This is a genomic window from Sutterella sp. KLE1602, from assembly GCF_001578585.1.
In the GTDB taxonomy this organism is placed as follows: Bacteria; Pseudomonadota; Gammaproteobacteria; order Burkholderiales; family Burkholderiaceae_F; genus Sutterella; species Sutterella wadsworthensis_A.
The window spans coordinates 1-20,270 of sequence record NZ_KQ968483.1 but is presented as its reverse complement, the minus strand read 5'-3'; the positions used below and the strand labels follow the sequence as shown (position 1 = coordinate 20,270).

At 64.0% G+C, this 20,270-nt stretch carries 17 protein-coding genes and 1 pseudogene; 13 read left to right on the top strand and 5 right to left on the bottom strand.

Going from position 1 to position 20,270, the window contains the following annotated elements:
- Nucleotides 1-113: 113 nt before the first annotated feature.
- From rseP to fabZ, 5 genes are all read left to right on the top strand, one after another.
- Nucleotides 114-1,451, top strand: coding sequence for an RIP metalloprotease RseP (gene rseP, locus HMPREF3036_RS00325; RefSeq protein ID WP_197457912.1), 1,338 nt, complete (start codon nucleotides 114-116; stop codon nucleotides 1,449-1,451).
- 268 nt (nucleotides 1,452-1,719) lie between these two features.
- Entirely contained in the window at nucleotides 1,720-4,008 is a 2,289-nt protein-coding gene (gene bamA, locus HMPREF3036_RS00320; protein ID WP_062330713.1) for an outer membrane protein assembly factor BamA, read from the top strand.
- A gap of 124 nt (nucleotides 4,009-4,132) precedes the next feature.
- Nucleotides 4,133-4,663, top strand: coding sequence for an OmpH/Skp family outer membrane protein (locus HMPREF3036_RS00315; RefSeq protein ID WP_082897297.1), 531 nt, complete (start codon nucleotides 4,133-4,135; stop codon nucleotides 4,661-4,663).
- Nucleotides 4,664-4,747: 84 nt separating this feature from the next.
- Nucleotides 4,748-5,845 (top strand): UDP-3-O-(3-hydroxymyristoyl)glucosamine N-acyltransferase, encoded by a 1,098-nt coding sequence (lpxD, locus tag HMPREF3036_RS00310; protein ID WP_062330696.1) that lies wholly within the window; start codon nucleotides 4,748-4,750, stop codon nucleotides 5,843-5,845.
- Between the two features lie 98 nt (nucleotides 5,846-5,943).
- On the top strand, nucleotides 5,944-6,426 hold the full coding sequence (gene fabZ, locus HMPREF3036_RS00305; protein ID WP_005434915.1) for a 3-hydroxyacyl-ACP dehydratase FabZ: 483 nt from the start codon (nucleotides 5,944-5,946) through the stop codon (nucleotides 6,424-6,426).
- 506 nt (nucleotides 6,427-6,932) lie between these two features.
- Here the strand turns inward: fabZ and HMPREF3036_RS00300 are convergent.
- Nucleotides 6,933-7,514: a TMEM165/GDT1 family protein gene (locus tag HMPREF3036_RS00300; RefSeq protein ID WP_062330692.1), complete on the bottom strand. Its 582-nt coding sequence runs from the start codon at nucleotides 7,512-7,514 to the stop codon at nucleotides 6,933-6,935.
- Nucleotides 7,515-9,028: 1,514 nt separating this feature from the next.
- On the opposite strand from HMPREF3036_RS00300, the gene lpxA reads away from it, so the two are divergent.
- From lpxA to HMPREF3036_RS00260, 8 genes are all read left to right on the top strand, one after another.
- Nucleotides 9,029-9,817, top strand: coding sequence for an acyl-ACP--UDP-N-acetylglucosamine O-acyltransferase (lpxA, locus tag HMPREF3036_RS00295; protein WP_005434902.1), 789 nt, complete (start codon nucleotides 9,029-9,031; stop codon nucleotides 9,815-9,817).
- A 58-nt stretch (nucleotides 9,818-9,875) separates the two neighbouring features.
- Nucleotides 9,876-11,051, top strand: a complete 1,176-nt coding sequence (gene lpxB / locus HMPREF3036_RS00290) for a lipid-A-disaccharide synthase (RefSeq protein ID WP_062330689.1) — start codon at nucleotides 9,876-9,878, stop codon at nucleotides 11,049-11,051.
- Nucleotides 11,052-11,154: 103 nt separating this feature from the next.
- A complete protein-coding gene (rnhB, locus tag HMPREF3036_RS00285) occupies nucleotides 11,155-11,832 on the top strand; it encodes a ribonuclease HII (RefSeq protein ID WP_082897295.1) in 678 nt (225 codons plus the stop codon).
- On the top strand, nucleotides 11,825-12,640 hold the full coding sequence (locus HMPREF3036_RS00280; RefSeq protein WP_005434896.1) for a TrmH family RNA methyltransferase: 816 nt from the start codon (nucleotides 11,825-11,827) through the stop codon (nucleotides 12,638-12,640). Before rnhB ends, HMPREF3036_RS00280 begins: the two co-directional genes overlap by 8 nt.
- A 364-nt stretch (nucleotides 12,641-13,004) precedes the next feature.
- Entirely contained in the window at nucleotides 13,005-14,165 is a 1,161-nt protein-coding gene (locus HMPREF3036_RS00275; RefSeq protein WP_005434894.1) for an iron-containing alcohol dehydrogenase, read from the top strand.
- Nucleotides 14,166-14,826: 661 nt separating this feature from the next.
- Nucleotides 14,827-16,989, top strand: a complete 2,163-nt coding sequence (gene nrdD / locus HMPREF3036_RS00270) for an anaerobic ribonucleoside-triphosphate reductase (RefSeq protein ID WP_062330686.1) — start codon at nucleotides 14,827-14,829, stop codon at nucleotides 16,987-16,989.
- Between the two features lie 10 nt (nucleotides 16,990-16,999).
- Nucleotides 17,000-17,467, top strand: coding sequence for an anaerobic ribonucleoside-triphosphate reductase activating protein (gene nrdG / locus HMPREF3036_RS00265; RefSeq protein WP_062330684.1), 468 nt, complete (start codon nucleotides 17,000-17,002; stop codon nucleotides 17,465-17,467).
- 8 nt (nucleotides 17,468-17,475) lie between these two features.
- The gene (locus HMPREF3036_RS00260) at nucleotides 17,476-18,018 is read left to right on the top strand and encodes a phosphatase PAP2 family protein (protein ID WP_082897294.1); all 543 of its coding nucleotides are present in this window, start codon (nucleotides 17,476-17,478) and stop codon (nucleotides 18,016-18,018) included.
- Nucleotides 18,019-18,105: 87 nt separating this feature from the next.
- Here the strand turns inward: HMPREF3036_RS00260 and HMPREF3036_RS11430 are convergent, their stop codons facing one another.
- From HMPREF3036_RS11430 to HMPREF3036_RS00250, 4 genes and pseudogenes are all read right to left on the bottom strand, one after another.
- Complete coding sequence (locus HMPREF3036_RS11430) at nucleotides 18,106-18,882, bottom strand: DASS family sodium-coupled anion symporter (RefSeq protein WP_082897293.1); 777 nt, start codon at nucleotides 18,880-18,882, stop codon at nucleotides 18,106-18,108.
- A gap of 74 nt (nucleotides 18,883-18,956) precedes the next feature.
- Nucleotides 18,957-19,214 (bottom strand): annotated as a pseudogene (locus tag HMPREF3036_RS12420) (anion permease); the annotation flags it as partial.
- Between the two features lie 42 nt (nucleotides 19,215-19,256).
- Nucleotides 19,257-19,400, bottom strand: coding sequence for a hypothetical protein (locus HMPREF3036_RS11765; RefSeq protein ID WP_005434880.1), 144 nt, complete (start codon nucleotides 19,398-19,400; stop codon nucleotides 19,257-19,259).
- 337 nt (nucleotides 19,401-19,737) lie between these two features.
- Nucleotides 19,738-20,270, bottom strand: a 533-nt coding sequence (locus HMPREF3036_RS00250) for a pyridoxal-phosphate dependent enzyme (protein ID WP_156469698.1), incomplete at its 5' end; no start/stop codon positions are given.

Sequence of the window (20,270 nt, the reverse complement as noted above, 5' to 3'; positions counted from 1 at the left end):
AGTTGAATCGTGGCCGCATTAGACGACTTTTAGGGTAGGGTGGAAGGCTCCGAGCGTGCGCGGCTCAAACCGTGTATCTTGTTGGGTCCGACTCCAATCTCCCGCATCTGATCATGAGCTTTCTTCTGGGCCTCGCCGGCTTTCTACTCACCATCGGCATCATCGTCATCGTTCACGAGGGCGGCCATTTCTTCACGGCCAAGTTCTTCAACATCAAGGTGACGCGATTTTCCTTCGGCATGGGCCCCGTGCTCTGGCGAAGGAGAAAGGGGGAGACCGAATACTGCTTCTCGGCCCTGCCGCTCGGCGGTTACGTGAGGATGGCCGACGAGGCGGATGCCGATCTCACTGAAGAGGATCGCAGCAGGCTCTATACCCGTCAGGCCCGCTGGAAGCGCGGCCTCGTGCTCTTTGCGGGTCCTGCCACGAACTTCATCCTCGCCTTCTTCCTCTACGTGATGGTCGGCGCGATCGGAATGCCCGACTTCGCGGCCGTCATGGGCACGCCGCCCGCAGGCACGCAGGCGGCGAGCGAGAACGTGAGGCAGGGCGACCGCGTGCTGTCCGTCAACGGTGCGCCGGTTCTCGGCATCACGGACATGAACGTCGAGCTTTTCGGTCTGGCGGGCAGCGCCGACATTCCCGTCAGGTTCTCCCGCGGGGATGAGACCTTCGTCAGGCATTTCTCGCTCGCAGGCGTGAGCCTTGACGACATGAGCGGGCGCCCGCCCGTCATCCATCTCGGCCTCGTGCCCTGGCTCAGGGACCCCGTCGTGGCGGGGACGGTGAAGGATTCGCCCGCCGAAAAGTCGGGGCTTGCGAGCGGCGACAGGATTCTGGCCGTCAACGGTGCAGGGGTGAGCTCGGTCCAGGAGGCGGTTGAGGCCATAGGCGCGACGCCCACGGGCTCGCCCGTGAGGCTGACGCTTTCGAACATCAGGACGCCCGAGACCGAGCGCGTGGTGGAGATCATGCCCGTGCTGTCGGAGGGCCGCACGGTTGTCGGCATCCGCATCAGGGCGCTTCCCGAGATGGTCGTCGTGAGGCTCTCGCCTGTTGACGCAGTCGCCGCGGGCTGGCGCAAGGTGAAGAGCATCACTACCCTTCAGGCCAGAGGCATGAGCCAGATGGCCACGGGCGAGGCCAGTACGAAGAACCTGACGGGCCCGATCGGCATTGCCGACATGGCGGGCGACGCCGTGCGCGGCGGCTTCGTGCCCTTCCTTGAATATCTTGCGCTCATCTCGATCGCGATCGGCTTCATGAACCTGATCCCCGTGCCGGTGCTCGACGGCGGACAGCTCGTGGTGCTTGGCCTCGAGGGCCTGCGCGGCCGGGACTTTTCCGAAAGGACGAAGAACTGGATAGGTAAGGCGGGCTTCGGCCTGATGCTCGTCGTCTTTGCCTTTGCGATGAACAACGACCTCACGCGCCTTTTCGAGGGCGCGTGACGGGGCTCGACGGAGTCGGGTGGCGCAGGAATGCGACCTCGAAGACAGGGATTACCCGTTCTGTCGTGAAAGAGGTCCCGCCGCCCGCTAACGGAGAGCCTCAAGATTTGGTAACCTTACACAAATTTGCCGCCGCCGTTTGCGGTCGTCTTCGGGGATGAACCTGAAGCAGACCGTGCAAGGGCGGAGGGCGTGACCCGTGACGATATAGAGAGAATTCATTTTGTCTGCCAATCTGACGAAGACGGCCGCCGCTGTCATTGCGGCCATGGTGTGCGCCGAGGGGGCCTCGGCTTTTGTCATTTCCGACATTCGAGTTGAAGGCCTGATGCGTACCGAACCCGGTACGGTCTTTTCGCATCTTCCGTTCCGCACAGGCGACGAGTACACGCCCGACATGGGCACCCGCGCCATCCACTCGCTCTACCGCTCCGGCCTCTTCAAGGACGTGTCGCTCTCTCAGGACGGCGACGTGCTCGTCGTGCACATCGTCGAGCGTCCCGCTGTGGCGACCATTGAGACGCACGGCATCAAGGCCTTCGACAAAGACGCTGTCGAGACCAGCCTGCGCGACGTCGGCATGGCCGAGGGCCGCATCTTCGACCAGGCGACGCTTGACCGCGCCGACCAGGAGCTGCGCCGCCAGTACCTCGCCCGCGGCTATTACGGCGTGAAGATCAAGACGATCGCCACGCCGCTCGAACGCAATCGCGTGCGCATCACGATCAACGTCGACGAAGGCCGTGCCTCGTCGATCGCCTCGATCCGCTTCACGGGCAACCGCCTCTTCGATGCCGACGAGCTGCTCGACCAGATGCAGCTCGGCATGCCGAACTGGTTCAGCTGGTACACGAAGCGCGACCTCTACAGCCGTGAAAAGCTTGCGGCCGACCTTGAGACGATCCGCTCCTTCTACATGAATCAGGGCTACCTCGACTTCAAGATCGACTCCGTCCAGGTTTCCATCGCGCCCAACAAGTCCGACGTCTACATCACGATCAACATGACCGAGGGCGAGAAGTACACGATCGCCGGCGCCAAGCTCACGGGCGACCTTCTCGGTATCGACGAGGAGCTCAACAAGCTCCTGACGCTCAAGGCGGGCGAGATCTACAGTGCCGAGCAGGTCAACAACGTCTCCACGGCGCTCGTCGACAAGCTCTCCACGCTCGGCTACGCCTTTGCGACCGCGACGCCCAATCCGATCGCCGATCGCGAGAACCGCACGGTCGAGGTCGTCTACACGATCGACCCGGGCCGCCGCGCCTATGTTCGCCGCGTGAACATCACGGGCAACAACCGCACGAAGGACGAGGTGATCCGCCGTGAAGTCCGCCAGTACGAATCCGCTTGGTTCGACAGCTCCAAGGTCAAGCTCTCGCGCGACCGCATCGACCGTCTCGGCTACTTCGAGTCCGTGACGGCTGACCCGGTGCCCGTGCCCGGCACGCGCGACCAGGTCGACGTCGACATCAAGGTGAAGGAGCGTCCGACCGGCTCCGTCTCGCTCGGTGCGGGCTACTCCACGTCCGACGGCATCATCCTTTCGGCGGGCTTCGCGCAGAACAACGTCTTCGGTACCGGCAAGTCCGTATCCGTCGACGTCAACACGTCGAAGTCCCAGCGCACCTACGCGCTCTCCGTCGTCGAACCGTACATCACGCCCGAGGGCATCAGCCGCTCGTGGGAAGTCTATGACCGCCGCGTCGACCTTGAAGAGCTCGACGTCGCCGACGTGGAATACGAAACCCGCGGCGCCTCGCTCGCGTTCGGCATCCCGTTCACGGAAAACGACCGCGTGTTCCTCGGCGGCAAGATCGAATCCACGAAGGTTGACGCCAACAGCAACTCCCCGCAGCGCTATCAGGACTACGTGAACCGCTACGGCGCCGATCCCGTGTCCGTGGCCGCCACGGTCGGCTGGTCCCGCGACTCCCGCGACAACTCGCTCGCTCCGACGCGCGGCGTGTACCAGCGCCTCAACGGTGAAGTCGGCCTGCCGGGCATGGACATCGAGTACTACAAGTTCACCTACCAGTACCAGCACTACTTCCCGCTCTCGAGGACGTGGACGCTGGCCTTCAACGGCGAAGTGGGCTACGGCGACGTCTACGGCCAGACCGACATGTTCCCGTTCTTCAAGAACTTCTACGTGGGCGGCATCGGCTCGGTGCGCGGCTTCGAATCCGGCACGCTCGGTCCGAAGGACAGCACGAACAAGATGAACGACGACGCGGACAATCTGGGCGGCGACCGCATGATCAACGCCTCGCTTGAACTCCTCGCCCCGCTGCCGGGCGGCGACCGCACGCTGCGTATCTTCGGCTTCCTCGACGCCGGCTACGCCTGGGGCTACGAAGGCTTCGTCAACGCCAACGGCCATGCCGACTACAGGCGTCAGGAATTCAGTATGAGCGACCTGCGCTACTCGACCGGCATCGGCGTGGCCTGGATCTCTCCGCTCGGCCCCCTGAAGTTCTCGCTGGCCTTCCCGCTCAACGAGAAGGAAGGCGACAAGACGCAGCGCTTCCAGTTCCAGATCGGCACGGGCTTCTAAGACCTGCCGAGCCGCGCGGGCGGCCCGTCGTCGGGCCGTGCGCGGCGGTAAAATACGAAAATGCCTGCAGACGGGGCTGCCCAAATCGGGCGCCCCGTTTTTTTCAAGCCCAAAGGTGAACACCGTGAAAAAGCTTCTGCCCTCCGTTCTCTCGGCCGCCGTGCTCGGCCTCGCCATGCTCGCGCCCGTGGGCGCCGCGGATCTTCGCATCGGCGTCGTCAACATGGAGCGCATTCTGCGCGACTCTCTCTCCGCCGCCCAAGCGGGCGAGCGCCTCAATGCCGAGGGCATGCGCCGTCAGGAGGAGATTGATGCGCTCACCAAGCGCTTCAAGCAGCGTCTCGAGCGCTTCGAGAAGGGCGCCTCCGACATGAGCGAGAGCGAGCGCGTCACCGAGCGCAGGGAGCTCGCCGAGATGGAGCGCGACGTTGCGCGCCGCAGCCGCGAGGCCCGCGACGAGTTCAATCAGCGACGCAACGAGGAGGTGCTCCTGCTGCAGGGACGCGCAGGACGCATCATCCAGCAGATCGCCGAGACCGAGAAGTTCGATCTGGTGCTCTACGAGTTCTTCTATGCCAGTCCCAAGGTCGACATCACGGACCGCGTGATGAAGGCGCTTGACGCCGACGTCAAGCCTGCGAAGAAGAAAAAATAATGGAAAAAGCAAAGCGGCATGAACGGGCCTGAGGCCCGTTCGCCGTCATGCAACAACGAAACCACAACATACTGAGGAGCCGTCATGGCCGAAAATCTGCCGCGTTATGCCGTTACCGATCTGATTGCCCGCGTGTCCGGAATGAGCCGCGGAAGGCTTGAAATGCGCCTTCTGGGCGAATGCGCCGAAGTCTCCCGCTTCATGCCGCCCCAGACTGCGGGCGAAGGCGACATGGCCTTTCTCACGAACGCCGCCTACGCCGAGGCGATGAAGGCTTCGAGGGCCTCGCTCCTCATCATGCGCGAGCAGGATGTCGAGGCGCTCTTCGGTTCGGACGAACCCGGCCGCGCCGTGCTCGTCTGCGACAATCCGTACGCCTTCTTTGCATTCGCCTCCCAGATTCTCTTCCACGTCGAAACGCCTGCGGGCATTCATCCGCGCGCCTTCGTTGAAGAGGGCGCCGAGGTGGATCCGAGCGCAACGGTCGAGGCGCTCGCCGTCGTGCGCCGCGGCGCGCGCGTTGGCGCACGCACCGTCATCAAGACGGGCGCCGTCGTGGGTGAGGACACGGTCGTGGGCGAGGACTGCATTCTTTACCCGAACTGCGTGCTTGAACGCGGCACGGTCGTCGGCAACCGCTGCATCTTCCAGCCCGGCTGCGTGATCGGCGGCGACGGCTTCGGCTTTGCGCCCTTCAAGGGCGAGTGGGTCAAGATCCCGCAGGTGGGCCGCGTGGTGATCGGCGACGACGTCGAGATCGGCGCGGGCACGACGGTCGACCGCGGCGCCCTCGAGGACACCGTGATCGGCGACGGCACCAAGCTTGACAACCAGATCCAGCTCGGCCATAACGACCGCATCGGCCGCCACGTCGTGATGGCTGCCTGCGTGGGCATCGCGGGTTCGACCACCGTGGGTGACCACTGCATGGTGGGCGGCGCGGCCATGATTAACGGCCACATCAACATCCCCGCAGGTTCCGGCATCGGTCCGGGCACGGCCATCACGGGCTGGGGCAAGGAACCCGCCCAGAAGACCGGCTTCTTCCCCGCCTTGGAGGGCCGCGACTTCCAGCTCGTCGGCGCCACGATCTCGCGTCTTCCTGCCATGCGCAAGGAGCTCAAGGCCCTTGCCCGCCGCATGGCTGAACTCGAGGCGTTAATCCGTTCTGCCGAAGAATAATTTTTCAAAAGGCGCGACAATAAGAAGATGCCCCCGGAGAGCGGCGGCATCCCGCCGCACGCCAAGGCCCCATTTTTCAATAGAGGTTACGTTCCAATATGAGTACGCTCGACATCCGTGACATCATGGACATGCTTCCGCACCGTTATCCGTTCCTTCTCATCGACCGCATCGTCGAGCTCGACACGGAGGCCGGCCGCGTGGTTGCGCTCAAGAACGTCACTGCCAACGAGCCGCAGTTCACGGGACACTTCCCCGGCGTGCCCGTCATGCCCGGCGTTCTGATCATCGAGGCGATGGCCCAGGCCTGCGCGATCATCGCGCTCTCCCGCCTTCCCGAAGGCACGGACCGCAAGAACTCGCTCTTCTACTTCGCAGGCATCGACAAGGCCCGCTTCAAGCAGGTCGTGCAGCCCGGCGATCAGCTCATGATCGAAGGCAAGTTCATCCGCTCCAAGCTCGGTCTCGGCATCTTTGAGGCCGTCGCCCGCGTCGACGGCAAGGTCGTCGCCCAGGCTGAGATGATGTGCGCCTACCGCCCCGTCGCGCCCAAGACGTCCGACGCCGGCAAGCAGGCCTAAGGGCCCTGAAGTCCCGACGCGCCTGAAGCCGGTCAAAGCCGGCGGCAGCAGAAGTCCTGCGCAGGAGAATCCTCTCCGCGCAGGATTTTTTTTGGAAGCGCGAACAGGGAAAAAAGCCTTGCCCAAGTGCTCGAAAGGCACCGGAAGGGACGAAGAAACCCTTAGAAATGCAACAAAATGCATCTAGTACAAACTGCCTAGGCCGTTCTTGTGAAGTTTGAATTCGCCTGTGGTGACGGGCAAGAGCGGGAGGGAGGCAGGGTAACTACCAATCAACCTAGGGTTTTTCCTGAAGACTTGTTACATTTGCCCCGACGTCTGAAACCTTGGTGGAGAGCTCGTCAGGTAAAGTTAGCTCATCGGAGAACGACGCCGGAAGGCGACGCGTCCTCCGCTCCTTTTGGTTGGATTTATTCGCCCGCTGTCACTGAGACCGCGGGCTTTTTTTTATTTTTTTCGAGGCTTCAGGCCCCTGCCGCCGTGGCGGCGGGGTGAGTGCGGCAGGATCAGCAGCCGAGCCAGGCGGCAACGGCGAGGATGGCGAAGACCGCGGCGGCGATCCGGCGCATGAGCTTCATAGAGAGGCGCTCGGCGAGCTTGTTGCCGATGAAGACGGCGGGCGCGTCGGCGATCATCATGCCGAGCGTCGTGCCCGAGATGACCCAGAGGGCCTCGGCGGGGAACTTCGCGGCGAGCGCCACGGTGGCGAGCTGGGTCTTGTCGCCCATTTCGGCGAGGAAGAAGAGCACGACGGTGGTGCCGAAGACGCCGAAGCGCTTCATGCGGCCCTCGTCCGTCTCCTCGTCGTCGAGCTTGTCGGGGACGAGCATCCAGGCGGCCATGGCGGCGAACGAGACGATCAGGATCCAGCGGAGGATTTCGGGCGTGATGAGGGTGGCGAGCACGGCGCCCACGCCGCCCGCCATCGCGTGGTTGAGGACCGTGGCGACGAGGATGCCCCAGATGATGGGAGCAGGCCTGCGGAATCGGGCGGCGAGGCAGATGGCCATGAGCATGGTCTTGTCGCCGATTTCGCTTGCGGTGACGACGCCGGTGGAGAGAAGAAGAGTCTGAAGGGCTTCAAGCATGGGGGATTGTCGGGGACGGCGCGTGGGGCATGTGTTCAAGAAACTGCGGGCGCATCCTCTTCCTGCCCGATGCGCCGGCCCGGGCGCGTCCTGGGCGTCCTTGCGGTTTATCCGGAAGAGGACACACCGCAGGTCTTGCTCATGCCGCGCCGGGAACGATGAGTCCCCGAGGCTCGCATTCCTGCGCCATAAAGCAAGGCGCTTCAAGCATGTTGACGCAGGACGGCGGCCGTTGCGGCCGCCCGAGCTACTCCCCTGAAGAGTGCGGATCGCATTCTAGCATGCCGTTATGCAGTGCCGCAGGGGGGGCGGAGGAATTTTCCTTCCGAGAACCCGTAAGAAAGGCGCCTGAGATGCTACGGAATGCAAAAGTCGCCGCGAGCCTTTCACCTGCGCCAGCACCTGAAAAGACCTCTCGCAGTAGCGTCTGGAGGGTTAACCCTAGGTTCGCGGGCGAGGTTTCGTCCTGCGCTCTGTTACGTCCGCCGGGAAGTCGAAACAGCTCGCGAAGCGACATGCCCTAAAGTACGAGACATGGAGAACGAAGTGCGACGAGCACGGAGGACCTCCGCTCCTTTTGGTTGGAAAGCTTCAGGCCTGCAGGCGTTGCCCGCGGGCCTCTTTTTTTGCTTCTTCGGAGCCTCGGGTTTGCCTGCTTCGTCGGGCTGCGGCGGAATCCCGCCAAAATGCGTCAGAATGCAAGTGCGTTCCACGAGGCCGTGCAGCGCAGTTGGGCGATATATCCCTCTGCACGAGGCGTCTTGTGTGCGGAGGGCAGGGAGGCGGAGCGGCGCGGCAGGAAGCTCTGTTACAGAAGGCCCAATGACGAAACAGCACCGGGAGGCCCTTCAGGTACAGTCAATGCATCAGGAAGGCGAAGCTGCCCTCCGGAGACTTCAAGAACATGATTTCGGCCTGCAGGAAAACGACTGCAGGCCTTGTTTTTGACCTCGGTGGGGCGCTTGCAACGAGATGCAAGAATCCTGCGGGGCGTTCTTCGCTCAAAGTCATGCGGGGCGCCTCCTGCAGAGGCGTTTCAAGGGTTTGTTTCGAGATGCTCGAAGTGTTTCGTTCCGACCTCTTGTTACGTCTCCCGGGAAGTTCGAAACGGATGGCGGGCGGGATTCGGCTCATTGAAGGCATGGAGAACGCCGCAGCAATGCATGAGTCCTCCGCTCCTTTTGGTTGGAAAACTTCAGCTCGCAGTCCCAAGGACCGCTGGCCTCTTTTTTTGCGTTCGCCCTGCACGCGTGTTCCTGAGGAGGAACGCCCTGAAACGCAAGCGGCGTATGGCATTTGCGGCGGGAGGCTCCTCGCCGGGGCGCGATCCGTCTTCTCGGCGCACGGGCAGTCTAATCTATAATATTGGGATTGCTCGGCTTCCGCCCCTGCGGGAGCCTGCGCGCACGGGCGCCCGTGCTCCGTTTCACGAGAACGTCAGATGCACGGCGGGCGGCGGGATGCCGCGAAATTTCCGAAGAAGGCGCGCGAACAAGGTCAAAAAAGGAATTGTCATGGCTCAAATTCATCCGTCCTCCATCGTTCATCCCGATGCCGTGCTCGCCGCCGACGTCGTCGTCGGCCCCTTCTGCCTCGTCGGGCCGAAGGTTCGGATCGGTGCGGGCACTCACCTGCGCAGCCACGTCTGCGTCGAGGGCCGCACGACGATCGGCAGCGGCAACGTGATCTACGCGGGCGCTTCGATCGGCTGCGATCCGCAGGACAAGAAGTATGCGGGCGAGGACACGGTGCTCGTCGTGGGCGACAACAACGTGATCCGCGAAAACTGCACGTTCTCGATCGGCACGATTCAGGACGAGGGCGTCACGACGGTCGGCAGCGACAACCTCTTCATGGCCAACGTCCACGTGGCACACGACTGCCGCGTCGGCAGCCACACGATCATCGCCAACAACGTCGCGCTCGCGGGCCACGTCCGCGTCGACGACTGGGCAATCGTGGGCGGCCAGACGGGCGTGCATCAGTTCGTGCGCATCGGCGAGCACGCCATGGTGGGCGGCGCCTCCGCCGTTCTGCGCGACGTTCCGCCCTACGTGATCTGCTCCGACAACCCCTGTGCGCCTCACGGCCTCAACACCGTGGGCCTGCGCCGCTTCGGCTACTCCGACACGCAGGTGCGCGCGCTGCACCAGGCCTACCGCCTGATGTACCGCGAGGGCCTCATCGTCAAGGAGGCGCTCGTGAAGATCGAGGCCCTCAAGGCCGACTTCCCGGACGCCGTCGAGCAGCTCACCCGCTTCATCGAATTCATCGGTAGCAGCCCGCGAGGCGTGATCCGCTGATCCGCCCGGCGCATTCATTCTCACCACTACGAACCGTACCATCAACGAGGGGAAACTCATGGGCATTCAGTCTTCCATTCCGACGCTTGAACGCAACGGCGCCGTCTGGCTTGCCGGCGAGGCGAGCGGCGACTTCATCGCGAGCCTTGTGATTCCTGAGGTGGCCGCACGCATGGGCGGTGCTCCGCAGTACGGCGTGGGCGGCGACAAGATGCGCGCCGCGGGCTTTCGCGCCTGGTACGACTCGCGCGAGCTTTCCGTGCGCGGCTATGTCGAAGTGCTCACGCACCTGCCGCGCCTGCTGAGCTTCCGCAAGGACCTCATCACCCGCTTCGGCGACTCGATGCCGCAGGTGTTTGTGGGCGTCGACGCTCCCGACTTCAACCTCGCCGTCGAGGAGAAGTTGCGCCGCCGCGGCGTTCCGACCGTTCACTTCGTGAGCCCCTCGATCTGGGCCTGGCGTCCCGAGCGCATCCAGACGATCCGCCGCGCCGTCGACCACATGCTGCTCGTCTTCCCGTTCGAGCAGGAGATCTACCGCAAGGCCGGCGTGCCCGCCACCTTCGTCGGCCATCCGCTCGCGGGCATCATCCCGATGACGCCCGACACGGCGGGCGCCCGCAGGAGCTTCGGCATTGGTGACGACGGCCTGCCCGTCATCACCGTGATGCCTGGCTCGCGCGTCGACGAGCTCAAGGGCTGTGCTCCGGTCTTCTTCAACGCCGTCGAGCGTCTTCTCGCCCGCAACGGCGGCGCCCACGTCCTGATTCCCGCCGTCGACGAGCAGGCCCGTACCCGCATCCTGCAGGTGGCGAGCATGTACCCGCGCCTTGCCCAGGCGATGCAGATCGTCACGGGTGAAAGCCATCGCACGATCGAGGCCGCCGACGCGGTGCTCGTCGCCTCCGGCACGGCCGCGCTCGAGTGCGCGCTCTACAAGAAGCCGATGGTCGTGGGCTACAAGATGCCCGCCCTCACGGGCATGATCATGCAGAAGAAGGCGCTCATCCACTGCGTTTCCCTGCCGAACATCCTGCTCGGCGAAAACGTCGTGCCCGAGTTCCTGCAGTTCTTCTGCGAGCCCGATCCGATCTCCTACGCGCTTGAGGACGCGCTTCAGAACGAAGCCCGCCGCAGGATGCTCGAGGAACGCTTCTCGGCCATGCACGAGAGCCTCATCGCTGACACGCCCGCTCTCGCCGCCGACGTCATCATGAGCGTCGCAAGATCCTGAGGGGCTCGAGAGCTCTGAGAGAGGGCAAGCCCGCAGGGGCGCTTCGCCGGCCGGTTCCGCGGAGCGCCTTTTCTTTTTCCCATTCATTCACCAGGACCTGACCGTGGCCAAATCCGCCGCTTCCAAAACGCAGCCCACCACCGACCTGCCGAGCCTCTTCGGTTCGGAGGATCCGCTCTTTTCATCGACGCTCGTCGCAGGGGTCGACGAGGCGGGCCGCGGCCCGCTCGCGGGCCCCGTCTGCGCGGCGGCCGTGATTCTTGATCCCGACCGTCCCGTCGAGGGCCTCAACGACTCGAAGAAGCTCTCGGCCGCGAGGCGCGAGGCGCTCGCGCCGCTCATTCGCGAGCGCGCGCTCGCCTGGTGCGTCGCCTGGGCCGACGTCCACGAGATCGACACGCTGAACATCCTTCAGGCGACGATGCTCGCCATGAAGCGCGCCGTTGAGGGGCTCGGCGTCAGGCCCGAGCTCATCCTCGTCGACGGCAACCGCACGCCCCAGGGGCTGCCCGCTCCCGCCTCCGCCGTCGTGAAGGGCGACGCCAGGGTCGCCGCCATCTCGGCCGCCTCGATCCTCGCGAAGACCGCACGAGACGCCCGCATGGCCGAACTCGACAAGATCTATCCGGGCTACGGTTTCGCCGCTCATGCGGGCTACGGCACCGCAAGGCACGTCGAGGCGATCCGCACGCTCGGCATCACGCCCGAGCACCGCCGCTCTTTCGAGCCCGTCAAGTCCATGATCGCCGGCAAGGCAGCCAAGGAGAACGAGAATGATTGAAAAGTTCATTGAGAGCGAGGCCAACGCGAAGTTCAAGCGTTGGAAAAAGCTCGCGCGCGACGCGCGTGCCGTGAGAAAGGAGAGGGCCACCCTGATGGAGGGCATCCATCTGATGCAGGTGGCGCTCGAATCCGGCTGCCGCGTCAACGCCGTTCTGATCGATGCGGACCGCGCCTCGCGCGAGGCCCGCGAACTCGCCCTTGAGCTCTGCAGGAAGAGCGGCGCAGACCTCTTTGCGCTCTCGCCCGCCCTCTACGACCAGCTTTCGCCCGTCGAGCACGGCGTCGGCGTCATGTGCGAGGCGGCCGTTCCGCCCGCGCCCGCCGACGACGCCTGGAAGTCCGCCGACGCGCTCTATCTCGACGGTGTGCAGGACGCGGGCAACGCGGGCACGCTGATCCGCACTGCGGTCGCCGCAGGCGTTCGCGTCGTGGCGGCAAGTCCCGTCGCCGCAACCCTCTGGTCCCCGAAGGTGATGCGCGCCGGCATGGGCGCGCACTTCGGCGCCGTCTTCATCGAGAACATCACGCCCGAGGCCTTCCGCAGGGCCTATCGCGGCCGCATCTACGCGGCCGACGCCCGCGGCGGCGAGGATCTCTTCCTCGCGGCGGACGACGTTGCCGAGGGCCCCGTTTGCTGGCTGATGGGCGCCGAGGGACCAGGCGTCTCCGATGCGGGCCTTGAGGCTGCCGACCGTCGCTTCTACATTCCGATCGAGGCCGCGTGCGAAAGCCTCAACGTGGGCGCCGCGGCCGCCGTCTGCCTCTTCGACACCCGCCGCAGGCGCTTTGCGCGCAGGGGCGCCTGACGCTCGCGTGATGCGGTGAAGGGTGGGGGACCGGGTGCTCCTTCGCCCTCGCAGGGTGTCGTGCGAACGCGTCTTCCGACGCCTGCACGCCTCCCGCACGGGGCTTTTCGGGCGGCTGGATCTGCGGTCGTGATGCCTTTTCCGCGAAGAAAGCGGGTGTTGCATATAGGAGAAAATCCCTAAAGAAAAACCCGAATTTTTCATGCAGGGCGGCCGTCAAACGGATAAACTGCGCACCTGACGTCGCCGGGAGTGCCAGGAGCGCAGACCCCGGCGTTTATTTTTTTCGGAAAAAAAACACAAGGCCGCCGGCCGCCGTCCCTCCCGGCATGAAGAGGAGGGGACGGAGGCCCGCCTCACAAGCATGCTGAACTTTGCCTACCACAATCCTGTCCGCCTCGTCTTCGGACGCGGCGCCGAAAATGAAGCCGGTCGTCTGGCTGAAACCGTTGCCCGCACCCACAAGTGCCTTGTGGTCTACGGCGGCGGCTCCGTCGTCCGCTCCGGCCTTCTCGCCTCGGTGAGGAAGAGCCTCGAGGCCGCAGGCATGACGGTGATTGAAAAGGGCGGCGTCCATCCCAACCCCCGCCTGTGCTTCGTGCGCGAGACGGTCGACTGGATGCGCGATCAGGGCGTGGGTCTTGTCGTCGCCGTGGGCGGCGGCTCCGTGATCGACACCGCCAAGTGCATTGCCCTTGGCCTCGAGTACGAGGGCGACTGCTGGGACTTCTTCGACGGCCACGCCGTTCCCGAAAAGGCCCTGCCCGTGCTCGCCGTGCTGACGATCCCCGCTGCGGGTTCCGAGCAGTCCGTGCGGTGCGTGATCTCGCACCACGGCACGAAGGCCGGTATCGGCGCCGAATGCCTGCGCCCCGCCGCGGCCATCGTCAATCCCGAATGCTTCATGACGCTGCCGCGCCATCAGGTCGCCGCCGGCGTCGTCGACATGATCTCCCACATCATGGAGCGCTATTTCACGCGCACGACCGCGACGGCCTACGTCGACGCGCAGTCCGAGGCTGCCATGCGCACCGCGATCGAATTCGGCCCGAAGGTCTGGGCGGATGCCCGCGACTACGATTCCTGGTGCCAGATCGGCATGGTCGGCAGCTTCGCGCACAACGGCTACTTCGGTCTGGGCCGCGAGGAGGACTGGGCCTGTCACGCCATCGAGCATGAAATCTCCGGCTGGAACGAGGCCATCACCCACGGCATGGGCCTCTCCGTCGTGATCCCCGCCTGGATGCGCTACGTCTCCGAACGCACGCCCGCGCGCTTGGCGCAGTTCGCCCGCAACGTCTTCGGCATCGTCGAGGCCGACGACGCCGAGGCTGCGAAGAAGGGTATCGAGGCGCTCGTCGCCTTCTACAAGTCCCTCGGCATGCCGACCCGCATGGGCGAGCTCGGCGCCGACGAATGCCCCGTCGAGTCGCTCGCGCGCCACTGCTGCCGCCGCGGCCCCGTGGGCCGCCTCCTGCCGCTTGAGGCGTCCGACGTCGAGGCGATCCTGAAGAACGCCTTCTGAAGCTGATGCTTCGAACCTCCCGAGGTTCAGGCTGAATCCGGGGCAACGGGCCGCGCACTTTCCTCACGTGAAGGCGCGGCCTTTTTCACATCCGTCTTCGCCGCCGCCCGCGCACGCCGTCGGACGCCCTTTCCCACATCTTGTGCCGGCGCACCTCCCCGAGTTCGGCTGCCTCCTCCTTCACCCGCTTGTAAAACCCTCTCCCCCATTGCTTTCGACCGTTGTTCGAGGCGTCATTTCTCTGGAGTGAAATCTGTGCAAAACACAAGATGTTGTGGTTGTGGTGTCGTCAAACCACATGATGTAGTGACTTTTTCGGTGTCCGATTGTATGGTGCCGATGCTTCTCATAGAAAAAAAGAATGGATGAAAAAAGGCGGTTCGGACCGGCGGGGGAGGGACTTCAAACGCGCCTCCCTCTAAGGAGGAGCGGATGCGGGGAGGCGTTCCGGACCGCCGGGGATGTTTTGAGGAAGCACTTTTGCGCAGGTTTGTCAATACCGCAAACATCCGTTTGACGAAGAAAAGAGTGTTGAGATTCTCGGGGCTTTTCCATAAGATTAAGTCCCTGCCGCCCATGGGGCGGCAGTTCGTTTTTTCGGGTCCGTCCGTTGGTTTCAATGACGGCCGCTGTTGAGAAGGATTAAAAGAAGGACGACGACATGCTGACGGTTATCAAGAAGGACAACACGACCGAAGAATTCATTGACGAGAAGATCGTTGACGCGGTGAAGAAGGCGGCCTTCCGCTGCGACACGCTCATCGACGACGAGGGTCTCGCCCGCATCGTCAGTGAGGTCCGTTCGCGCCTTGAGGGCCGCGACGAGGTGTCCGTGCTTGAGCTTCACGAGCTTGTCATCGCCGTTCTCTCCGCCCAGCAGCACAAGCAGGTGGCGGAGGCCTATGCCGAATACCGCTACTACAAAACGACGTACGCCCGCACGTTCGAGCAGCTCCGTCAGGATGCCGACGACGTGCTGCGCCTCGGCGACCGCGAGAACGCTAACTACGACAGCTCGCTCGTCTCCACGAAGGGCTCCCTGATCAAGGGCTACCTCACGAAGAGCCTCTACAAGCAGTTCTATCTTTCGGGCAAGGAGAAGGCCCTGATCGAGCGCGGCGACATCTACATCCACGACCTGCGCGACATGATCCTCGGCTGCATCAACTGCTGCCTCTTCGACATCGGCCACGTCCTCAAGGGCGGCTTCGAGATGTCGAACGTCCAGTATTCCGAGCCCAAGTCCGTGCTTTCCGCTCTTCAGGTGATCGGTGACATCACGCTTGTGGCGACCGCCCAGCAGTTCGGCGGCTTCACGCTGCCCGAGCTTGACAAGGTGCTCCTGCCCTATGTCGAGAAGAGCCTCGCCGCCGCCCGCGCCAAGTACCGCGACCTCGGCCTTGACGAGGATACCGTCGAGCGCGTCGCCTCGCGCGACGTCGTGCGCGAGCTCGAGCAGGGCTTCCAGTCCCTCGAATTGAAGCTCAACACTGTGCCGTGCAGCCGCGGCGATTTCGCCTTCACGACGATCACTTTCGGTCAGTGGAATCCCGAGCTCTTCACCGAGGAGGAGCGCGAGTGGCTCATGACGATCAGCCGCATCATGCTCCAGGTCCGCCGCAACGGCCACGGCAAGGACGGCAAGCCCGTCGTCTTCCCGAAGCTTGTCTATCTCTATGACGAGCGCCAGATCGAGGCCGACAAGTGGTCCGCCCAGCTCTTCGACGAGGCCGTCAGGACCTCCTCCGAGTGCATGTACCCGGACTACGTGAGCCTTTCGTCCGAGAACGGCAGCGTCTCCGAGATCTTCCAGCAGTACGGCGCCATCACGTCGCCCATGGGCTGCCGCGCCTTCCTCTCGCTCTGGTGCAATGAAGAGGGCAGGGCCGTCACGGTCGGGCGCTGCAACATCGGCGCCGTCTCGCTCAACCTGCCGATCATCCTCAAGCTCGCCCAGCTCCGTCATCCCGACACCTGGCGCAATGACTTCTGGCGCATTCTCGACGAGCGTCTCGAATTCATCCGCTCCTTCTTTAAGAAGCGCTACGACATCATCCGCAACCAGAAGTGCTCGAGCAACCCGCTCGCCTTCACGCAGGGCGGCTTCTACGAGGGCACGAAGAGCCCCGACGACCGCGTGGGCGACCTCGTGCGCTACATGACGGCCTCGTTCGGCATCACGGCCCTTGACGAAGCCACCTATCTCTGGAGCGGCAGGCGCCTCGTCGAAGAGGGCGGCGACTTCTCCGCCTCCGTGCTTCGCCACCTCAAGGAAAAGCTCGCGCAGTTCAAGAAGGAGGACGGCCACCTCTACGCCATCTACGGCACGCCGGCCGAGTCGCTCTGCGCCACGCAGGCCCGTCAGTACGACCGCTTCTGCCGCGACGAAGGCGTCGAGAACGTGTTCCGCTCGACCGAGCACTACAGCCCCGAGTACTTCACGAACTCCTTCCACGTCAACGTGACGGAGGACATCACGCCCTTTGAGAAGCAGGACCGCGAGTTCACGGACTTCCATCTCTGCGAAGGCGGCCACATCCAGTACGTGCGCCTCGACAACCCCGAGAACTTCGAGGCCGTCAAGGCGGTCATCCGCCGCGGCATGAAGAAGGGCTTCTATCAGGGCGTCAACTTCGACAGCGCCTACTGCGGCGACTGCGGCAGGCACAGCACGAACGTGCTCTTCAAGTGCCCGCACTGCGGCAGCGCGAACCTCTCCGTCATCTCCCGCGTCTGCGGCTACCTCGGCTACTCCAACGTCAACGGCATGTCCCGCATGAACGACGGCAAGATGGCCGAAATCCGCAACCGCAAGAGCATGTAAGGATCCTCCGATGAACTACATCGGCTTGAGCACCTGCGACACGGCCAACGGCCCCGGCGTGCGCGTCTCGCTCTTCTGCTCGGGGTGCACGCTACACTGTCCCGGCTGCTTCAACGAGGAGAGCTGGGACTTCGGAGCCGGGAGGCCCTTCACCGACGAAACCCTCGCGACGCTTCTCAAGGCGCTCGAGGAGGACTTCGTCGAGGGCCTCAGCCTGCTCGGCGGCGATCCGCTAGAACCCGAGAATCGGGACGAGGTCCTGAGGATCGTCAGGGCCGTGCGCGAAAGGTTCGGCAACACGAAGACCATCTGGCTCTGGACGGGCCGCCGCCACGAGAAGGTGGCGGACTGCCCCGTGCTCGAGTACGTCGACGTGCTCGTCGACGGTCCCTACGTCGAAAAGCTCAAGGTGCATGAAAAGGGCTGCTGGTTCGGAAGCTCCAACCAGCGCGTCATTCCCCTTCATCCCGCTGGCTGATTCGTTCCATGGCCGTCGATCTCTTCAACCGTCACTTCGACTTTCCCGTGCTTCTCGCCATCAGGGATGCCTTCGAGTCGGGCACCTGGGACGGCTGGATGCGTGCGGTCACCGCGCTGGGCGATCACGGCGCCGTCTGGATCGCGCTCGGCGTCGCTCTTCTCCTCTTTCGCAGAACGAGGCTCACGGGAGCCGCAATCCTTCTCGCGCTCACTCTGGTCGCACTTGTCGGCAACATGGGACTCAAGCCGCTCTTTGATCGACTTCGTCCCTGCGACATCATGGGCTTCACGCTTCTGCCCGCGTGTCCGCCCGATCCTTCCTTCCCCTCGGGCCACACGGCCGCCTCCTTTGCGTCGGCCACCGTGCTGTGGCTGCGCCGCTCGGCCTTCTTCCGGCCCGCCCTCGTGCTGGCGGCCCTCATCGCCTTCTCCCGCCTCTATCTCTTCGTGCACTTCCCTACGGACGTCATGGCAGGCATCCTGCTCGGGCTCTGCTGCGCCTGGTGCGCCGCGAGGGGCCTTGAATTCATTGCCGACAGGCGCCGCTGATGCCTCATCGAACCGTACGGTCCATGACGAAAAAGGTCCGCATCCCCGAGGGATGCGGACCGATCGGGCCGTTTGATCAAGCTCCGGTCACCAGAGGCCGATGAGTTTCCACCAGGTCATGCCGACGGTGAGCCACACGACGGTGTTGACCGTGCAGACGATGAAGCCGTTGCGCCACCATTCGCTCTGGCTCACGTAGCCTGTGCCGAAATAGACGGGGACGGCGCCGTTGCCGTAGTGGGTGAGCGAGATGGGAAGGTTGGCGAAGATGCCGAAGGCGACCGCGACCATCAGGGCGGGGGCGCCGCAGGCCGCCGCGACGGCGACGAAGGCGGCATACATGGCGGAGATGCTGGCCGTCACCGAAGCGAAGCAGTAGTGCGAGTAGATGTAGATGAGCGAGATGATCAGGAAGGAGGAGATCCAGCCCATGTGCGCGTCCGCGATGCCGTCCGCAATGAAGGCAGCGGCCCACTTGATGAAGCCGGATTTGGAGAGGACCGTGGCGAGCGCCATCAGCCCGCCCATCCAGAACATCGCGTCCCAGGCGCCCTTTTCGGCGAGGATGTCCTTCCAGGTGAGGACGCCGGCGATGAGCATGATGGAGACCGCGAGCATCGCGATCGACGTGGCACCCAGACCCGTGAGGCTGCCCGTGGCCCAGAGCACGAGGCACATCAGGAAGACGAAGGAGAGCACGAGTTCGTCGCGGGACATCGGCCCCATCTTCTCGAGTTCGTCACGCGCGATCTGACGTGCATTCGGAATCTGCCTGATTTCGGGCGGCGCAATCCTGAGGAGGACGAGCGGCACGAGGAGCAGGCAGACGAGGCCCGGTACGATGGCGGCGACCGCCCACTGCATTCAGGTGAGCTCGACTCCGATGGCAGACCCACGCAGAGCGGGTTGCCGGCCATCGAGGTGAGGGACATTATGCAGGTCACGGCGTCGGCATGGAAGCCGACCTGCATCAGGTACTTGCCGATGCGGCCTGCGGTGGGGTCGGGTTCGGAGTCGAAGGCGCTCGAGAGCGACTGGACGATCGGATAGAAGACGCCGCCTCCTCCTCGGGTCGTGGCCGACGGCATGGCGGGAGAGATGATGAGTTCTGCGAGACAGATCGAATAGCCGAGCGACGTGGCGCTCCTGCCGATCGCCTGAATGATGCGAAACGCAATGCGGCGGCCGAGCCTCATCTTGATGAAGCCGCGCGAGAGGAAGAACGCGCAGACGATGAGCTAGATCGTGCCGTTGCCGAAGCCCATCAGCGCGCCCTTCGTCTTCAGAATGCCGAAGAAGGCGCATAGCGTGAGCGACAGGAAGGCGGCGGCGCTCGAAGCGCGTTCGGGTGTGCGGGCGAGGGGCCCGCGCCATTCAATCATGTGCCTGCTCGAGGACGGATTCGGACGTCAAAACGCCGTCTTGTGGCCTGCGTCAAGCCGTCAAAGAAGGTTTGTAATTCAACTAAAATTTCACGTTTCTTATAAATGACATCCCTAAGGCGTTTTGCCTACGGCGTATTCCCTTCGTGGGACAGGGTTTTGTCTTGAGTCAAAATACTCGGGGAACGTGCTCTCCGTCAGCACTTGAAGGCGGTGTCCGAGGCATCAGGAAGCAGGATGGGAAGGCGGGAGGAGGCCGCAGGGAGGATGGTGAAGGGGGCGGATGCGCGTTGCGGTTCCCTGAGGTGCAGGGAGCCGCAACGGCTGAGCGTGCGGGTCAGTGGTCGGACTTGATGCCTGCGCCGCACATGGTGATGAGCGTGTCGGGCGTGGGGCCGTAGAGCTCGCAGTAGCGGCCCCAGGCGGCGTAGTTGGCGGCCGTGGTGTGCTCGCAGTAGATGCCGCGGCGGGCGAGCAGGGCTCGGGCCTCGAGGATGCGGTCCTTAGGAGCGTGCACGACCCAGATGTCGTGGCGCTTCATCATGTCAAGGATCTCGCGGCCGCGCATCGGAACGCCGATGGCGATGCCCTCGGCCATCGTGGGCGCGGGCGTGACGCGTGCAGGATCCTCAAGCCCCGCCTCGCGGGCGCGGTAGAGCGGATCGCACTTCACGCTCTGGAGCGCGATGATGTTGGGGAAGCGCTCGATTGCCCCCGAGGCGTGCAGATGCTCGAGCGCCTTGACGGCGCCGATGAAGAGCGTGCCGTTGCCGACGGGAATCACGATGTTGGCCGGGATACGGCCGAGCTGCTCGAAGGTCTCGTAGACGTAGGCCTTCATAGAAATTCGGCGCGGAAACCTCTGTCTTC

Coding starts and splice junctions, on each gene's coding strand:
- rseP (WP_197457912.1), top strand. CDS start 114: ATGAGCTTTCTTCTGGGCCTCGCCGGCTTTCTACTCACCATCGGCATC.
- HMPREF3036_RS00280 (WP_005434896.1), top strand. CDS start 11,825: ATGATTGAAAAGTTCATTGAGAGCGAGGCCAACGCGAAGTTCAAGCGT.
- lpxD (WP_062330696.1), top strand. CDS start 4,748: ATGGCCGAAAATCTGCCGCGTTATGCCGTTACCGATCTGATTGCCCGC.
- nrdD (WP_062330686.1), top strand. CDS start 14,827: ATGCTGACGGTTATCAAGAAGGACAACACGACCGAAGAATTCATTGAC.
- HMPREF3036_RS00275 (WP_005434894.1), top strand. CDS start 13,005: ATGCTGAACTTTGCCTACCACAATCCTGTCCGCCTCGTCTTCGGACGC.
- lpxB (WP_062330689.1), top strand. CDS start 9,876: ATGGGCATTCAGTCTTCCATTCCGACGCTTGAACGCAACGGCGCCGTC.
- HMPREF3036_RS11430 (WP_082897293.1), bottom strand. CDS start 18,882: ATGCAGTGGGCGGTCGCCGCCATCGTACCGGGCCTCGTCTGCCTGCTC.
- lpxA (WP_005434902.1), top strand. CDS start 9,029: ATGGCTCAAATTCATCCGTCCTCCATCGTTCATCCCGATGCCGTGCTC.
- HMPREF3036_RS00260 (WP_082897294.1), top strand. CDS start 17,476: ATGGCCGTCGATCTCTTCAACCGTCACTTCGACTTTCCCGTGCTTCTC.
- HMPREF3036_RS00300 (WP_062330692.1), bottom strand. CDS start 7,514: ATGCTTGAAGCCCTTCAGACTCTTCTTCTCTCCACCGGCGTCGTCACC.
- bamA (WP_062330713.1), top strand. CDS start 1,720: ATGGTGTGCGCCGAGGGGGCCTCGGCTTTTGTCATTTCCGACATTCGA.
- HMPREF3036_RS11765 (WP_005434880.1), bottom strand. CDS start 19,400: ATGATTGAATGGCGCGGGCCCCTCGCCCGCACACCCGAACGCGCTTCG.
- nrdG (WP_062330684.1), top strand. CDS start 17,000: ATGAACTACATCGGCTTGAGCACCTGCGACACGGCCAACGGCCCCGGC.
- fabZ (WP_005434915.1), top strand. CDS start 5,944: ATGAGTACGCTCGACATCCGTGACATCATGGACATGCTTCCGCACCGT.